The following is a 5,984-nucleotide window of genomic DNA, read 5'->3' on the forward strand; positions in this document are numbered from 1 at the left end:
CGGCCGCGAAGTTCGACCTCAGCTTCGTCTTCACGCACTCGCCCCAGGGCCTGGCTGGCTCCGTCACCTACAGCACGGCCCTGTTCCGCGAGGACTCCATCCGCCGGCTCCTCGGCCACCTGCGCGTGCTGCTGGAGGCTGCCGTTCGCGCACCCCAGACGCGCGTGCACGACCTGCCGCTCCTCCCTCCCGACGAGCGCGAGCAGGTGCTCCTCTCGTGGAACGACACAGCGCGGCCCTTCGACGCCGCCAGCGTCCCCGCCCGGTTCGAGGCCCAGGCACTCCGCACGCCGGACACGCTCGCCCTCGTCGCAGGGGAGGAGCGCGTCACGTACCGTGAACTCCACCAGCGCGTCCTGCGCCTGTCGCACCGGCTCCAGGTGCTGGGCGTGCGCCCGGATGAGCCCGTGGCCCTGTGCGCTCGCCGCGCGCCGGACATGGTCGTGGCGATGCTCGCCATCCTCCACGCCGGGGGCGCCTACCTCCCGCTGGATCCGGGCTACCCCGCGGACCGGCTGGCCTGGATGCTTCGCGACTCCAGGGCCCGCGTGCTCGTCACGCAGCGGTCGCTGCATGAGGCAGTTCCGCACGACGGGCTCGACGTGGTCCTCATCGAGGAGACCCGCGACGGCGAGGCCGCGCATGCTCCGGGCACTGCCATGCCCGGCGCGCTGGCCTACGTCATCTACACGTCGGGAAGCACGGGCCGCCCCAAGGGCGTCATGGTGCCGCACCACACCCTCTCCCACTTCCTGGACGCGATGGACGCCGTGCTGGGCACGTCCTCGCCGGGCACCTGGCTCGCCGTCACCAGCATCTCCTTCGACATCCATGTCCTGGAGCTCCTCTGGACGCTGACGCGGGGCTTCCAGGTCGTCCTCCACGACGAACAGGCCGCGGCGCGAGGGGCCGCGCTTCCGCTCGCGCAGGTCCTGCGCCGCCACGCCATCACCCACCTGCAGTGCACGCCCGCCTTCGCGCGCGCGCTCGTGCTGGCGCCCGACGCCGTGACGTCCCTGGGGGCCCTGCGGCACCTGCTGGTCGGCGGCGAAGCCCTGCCCGGAGCCCTCGCGCTCCAGCTACGGGAGGCCCTGCCCTCGGCCGTGCTGCGCAACATGTACGGCCCCACGGAGACCACCGTCTGGTCCTCCACGCACCCCGTCACCGGCGACGCGCCGCCCGCCACCGTCTCCATTGGCGCGCCCATCGCGAACACGCGGATGTACGTGCTGGACCCGCGGGGCCAGCCCGTGCCCGTGGGCGTGCCGGGCGAGCTCTTCATCGCGGGTGAGGGCGTGGTGCGCGGCTACCTGGCCCGCTCGGAGCTGACCGCCGAGCGCTTCGTGCCGGATGCCTTCTCCGGCGCCCCTGGCGCTCGCATGTACCGCACGGGCGACCTCGCGCGCTGGCGCTCCGACGGGACGCTCGACTTCCTGGGCCGCACCGACTTCCAGGTGAAGGTGCGTGGCTTCCGCATCGAGCCCGGAGAGGTGGAGGCCGTTCTCGTCCGGCACCCGGACGTGCTCCAGGCAATCGCCGGGGCCCGGCTCGACGCCTCTGGCGACGGGCGGCTCGTCGCGTGGGTGGTGCTGCGGGATGGCCGTGTCCTGGAGCCCGCCGTGCTGCGCGACTTCGCGCGCCAGCACCTGCCCGAGCACCTGGTGCCGTCGCTCTTCATGGCGCTGGAGGCGTTCCCACTCACCCCCAATGGCAAGGTGGACCGCAAGGCCCTGCCCATGCCGGAGGCTCCGGTCTCCACCGCCGGGTACGTCCCCCCGCGCACACCGACCGAGGAGCAGCTCGCGGCGCTCTGGGTCCAGGTGCTTCGCGTGCCGCGCGTGGGGGCCACCGACCACTTCTTCGAGCTGGGCGGCCACTCGCTCCTGGCCACGCAGCTCGTCTCGCGCCTGCGCGCCACCTTCGGCGTCGAGCTGCCCCTCCAGGCGGTGTTCGAAGGGCCGACCGTGGCGGAGGTCGCGGCGCGCATCGACGCCGCGCTCCAGTCTGGCCAGCTCGCGGCGGCACCACCCCTCCAGCGCGCGCCGTCCTCCGACGCGCTGCCCGTCTCGTACTCGCAGCACCGGGTGTGGCTGCTCGACCAGCTGGCCCCCGGCGGCACGGCGTTCAACATGCCCCTGGCCCTGCGCCTGTCCGGAGCGCTGGACGTCGAGGCCCTGCGCCGCGCCCTTGAAGCCCTGGTGCACCGGCACGAAGCCCTGCGCACCACGTTCCGCGCGACCGCCGAGGGCCCCATCCAGGTCATCGCGCCGCCCGGCTCCCTGACGCTGGAGCCCATCGACCTGCGCTCGCTGACCGCCGACGCGCGTGAAGCCGAGGCCCAGCGGCGCTCCGACGCGGAGGCCTCGCGTCCCTTCGACCTGGCCGCGGGCCCGCTGCTGCGCGTGTCGCTGCTGGCCCTGGACGCCGGGGAGCACGTCCTGCTCCTCACGCTGCACCACATCATCAGCGACGGCTGGTCCATGTCCGTGATGGTGCGCGAGGTGGTGGAGCTCTACCGCGCCTTCGCCACCCATACGCCCGCGTCCCTGCCGCCCCTGCCGCTCCAGTTCGCGGACTACGCCGCCTGGCAGCGCCAGTGGCTGCAAGGGGACGTGCTGGAGGAGCAGCTCACCTGGTGGCGGCGCCAGCTGGACGGGGCACCGCGAGCGCTGGAGCTGCCCACGGACCGGCCCCGCGCGCCGCATGCGTCGCTCCGGGCGGGCTGCTCCCCGTGGCGCTGCCGCTGGCGCTGAGCGAAGCCGTGGAGGCGCTCTGCCGCCGTGAGGGCGTCACGCCCTTCATGTTCCTGCTGGCGGCCTTCCAGGTGCTCCTGGCGCGCTACTCCGGCCAGGACGACATCAGCGTGGGTTCGCCCGTCGCGGGCCGCAACCGCGCGGAGCTGGAAGGGCTCATCGGCTACTTCCTCAACACGCTGGTCCTGCGCACCCGCCTGGACGGAGACCCGACCGTGCGCGAGCTGCTGGCCCGCGTGCGCACCACCGCGCTGGACGCCTTCGCGCACCAGCACGTGCCCTTCGAACAGCTCCAGCCGATGCGCGACCTGCAACAGGCGCCGCTGTTCCAGGTGATGTTCATCCTCCAGAACACGCCCCCGGCGGAGCTGTCCGTCCCGGGGCTGACGTTCCGCGCGCTCCCGTCGCGGGGCCGCGCCGCCAAGTTCGACCTGACGCTGGCGCTCAGCCGGACGGAGAGAGGCTTCACGGGGACCCTGGAGTACGCCCAGGACTTCTACGACGCCTCCACCGCCGGACGGCTGATGCACCACCTGCGCGTGCTGGTGGAGGCCCTGGTGGCCGCCCCCGAGCGCCGGCTCTCCGCGCTCCCGCTGCTGACGGAGGCCGAGCGCCAGCAGGTGCTGGTGGAATGGAACGCCACGCGCGCGGACTTCCCAGAGGCCTGCGTGCACTCGCTCTTCGAGGCCCAGGTGCGCCGCGCGCCAGCCGCGCGCGCCGCCACGTTCGAGGGAGCGCACCTCACGTACGCGGAGCTGGACGCCCGCGCCAACCAGGTCGCCCATGCGCTGCGCCGCCGCGGCGTCGGGCCCGAGGTGCGCGTGGGCCTGTGCGTGGAGCGCTCGCTGGACGTCGTCGTCGGCCTGCTGGGTATCCTCAAGGCCGGCGGCGCGTGGGTGCCGGTGGATCCGCTCCTGCCGAGCGAGCGGCGCGCCTTCATGTTGGAGGACAGCGGCGCCCGGGTGCTGCTGACGCAAGCCGCGCTGCGCGACCGCTTCCCCGAGCCCCACCGCACGTCCACCCTCTGCCTGGACGCCGAGCGCGACGCCCTTTCACGGGAGCGCACCGACGCACCGGTCAGCGGCGTCACGTCGCGGCACCTGGCCTACCTGCTCTACACGTCCGGAAGCACCGGCCTGCCCAAGGGCACCCTGGTGGAGCACCGGAGCGTGGCCAACCTCGTCACGCACGAGGCGCTGGCGTATGGCATTGGCCCGGGCGACCGCGTCCTCCAGTTCGCCAACCTGAGCTTCGATCTGTCGGTGGAGGAGATCTTCACCACGCTGTGCGCCGGCGCGACGCTGGTGCTGGCGCCGATGGAGAAGCTGATGCCGGGCGCGCCGCTCCAGCAGTTGCTGCGCGAGGAGGCCCTGACCGTCGTCAGCCTCACGCCCGCGGCGCTGGCGGCCACGCCCGCGGACGGGCTGCCCGCGCTGCGCACCGTCATCTCCGGAGGCGAAGCCCTGCCCGCAGACGTGGTGGTGAGGTGGGCCTCCGGGCGGCGGCTGCTCAACACCTACGGCCCCACGGAGGCCACGGTGGTGGCCACGCTCACCGACTGCGTGGCGGACGGACGGGTGCCCGCCATCGGCAGGCCCCTGGGCAACGTGCGCGCCTACGTGCTGGACGCGCGCGGCGAGCCGGTGCCGGTGGGCGTGAGAGGAGAGCTGTCCCTGGGAGGCGTGGGCGTGACGCGCGGCTACGCGGGGCGTCCCGCGCTGACGGCCGAGCGCTTCGTGCCGGACCCCTTCTCCGGCGAGGCCGGAGCACGGCTGTACCGCACGGGCGACGTGGTGCGCTGGCGCGAGGACGGCACGCTGGAGTTCGTCGGCCGCGCGGACGCGCAGGTGAAGGTGCGCGGCTTCCGCATCGAACTGGGAGAGGTGGAGGCGGTGCTGCGCGCGGCCCCCACGGTGAGGGATGCGGCGGTGCTGGTGCGCGAGGACGTGCCGGGCGACAAGCGCCTCGTGGCCTACGTCGTCGCGGATGCTCCGGACGTGTCCGCGCTCCGGGAGCACCTGAAGCAGCACCTGCCCGAGTACATGGTGCCCGCGGCCTTCGTGGCGCTGCCCGCCCTGCCGCTCACCGCGAACGGCAAGGTGGATCGCAAGGCCCTGCCCGCGCCGGACTTCACAGGCGACGACCGCGAGCACGTCCCACCGCGCACCGCCACCGAGGAGCGGCTCGCCGGCCTGTGGCGTCCGCTCCTGGGCGTCACCCGGGTGGGAGCCACCGACAGCTTCTTCGACCTGGGCGGCCACTCGCTGCTGGCCACCCAGGCCATCAGCCGCATCCGGGAAGCGTTCGGCGTGGAGCTGCCGCTGCGCGCTCTCTTCGACGCGCCTACGGTCGAAGGGCTGGCCGCGCGCATCGACGCGGCCCTTGAAGGCCGGGGCATGGCGACACCTTCGCGCCGCCGTGAAGGCCCCGCGCTGTCCGTGCCGCTCCTCCCGCTGGAGGAGATCGCGGCGCGCGAGGTGGCACGGCCCGCGCCGGTGGAACCGGGCGATGACGCCGAGAACGTCCGCCCGCTCACGGAGGCCGAGCGTCGGCAGGTGCTGGTGGACTGGAATGCGACGGCGACCGACTTCCCGCGCGATGCCACGCTGCATGGCCTCATCGAGGCGCAGGTGGAGCGCACGCCGGATGCGGTGGCGCTTGAGTTCGAGGGCCGCACGCTGACGTACCGGGAGCTGGACGCGCGGGCCAATCAGCTCGCGCATGCCCTCATCGCGCAAGGCGTGGGGCCCGAGGTCCGCGTCGGCCTCCTGCTGGAGCGCTCCCTGGAGCTCGTCGTCGCACTGTTGGCCACGCTCAAGGCTGGCGGCGCCTACGTCCCCTTCGACCCCGCCTACCCCGCCCAGCGCCTCACCTGGATGCTGGAGGACGCGCGCCCCGCGGTGCTTTTGGCCCAGGAGCACCTGCTCTCGCGCCTGCCCGCGCATGAGGCCCGCGTGCTCTGCCTGGACATGCAGTGGGAGGACGTCGCGTCCCAGCCCCGGCACGCCCCGCCGCCGCGCGCCACCGCCGACGGTCTGGCCTACGTCATCTTCACCTCCGGCAGCACCGGCCGCCCCAAGGGCGCCATGAATGCCCATGGGCCTGTGGTGAATCGCCTGCTGTGGATGCAGTCCGCTTACGACTTGGGTCCTTCGGACGTCGTCCTGCAGAAGACACCTTTCAGCTTCGACGTCTCCGTCTGGGAGTTCTTCTGGCCCCTCATGACGGGCG

The 5,984-nt window shown here is 73.4% G+C and carries 2 protein-coding genes; both read left to right on the plus strand.

Annotated features, from left to right (window positions below):
• The coding region (locus ACLEQD_RS34940; RefSeq protein ID WP_410390063.1) for an amino acid adenylation domain-containing protein at positions 1-2,753 on the plus strand (2,753 nt) is incomplete at its 5' end.
• The coding region (locus ACLEQD_RS34945) for an amino acid adenylation domain-containing protein (RefSeq protein WP_410390065.1) at positions 2,732-5,984 on the plus strand (3,253 nt) is incomplete at its 3' end. The genes ACLEQD_RS34940 and ACLEQD_RS34945, both read left to right, overlap by 22 nt.

Source organism: Corallococcus sp. 4LFB (assembly GCF_046520365.1).
Taxonomy (GTDB): Bacteria; Myxococcota; Myxococcia; order Myxococcales; family Myxococcaceae; genus Corallococcus; species Corallococcus caeni.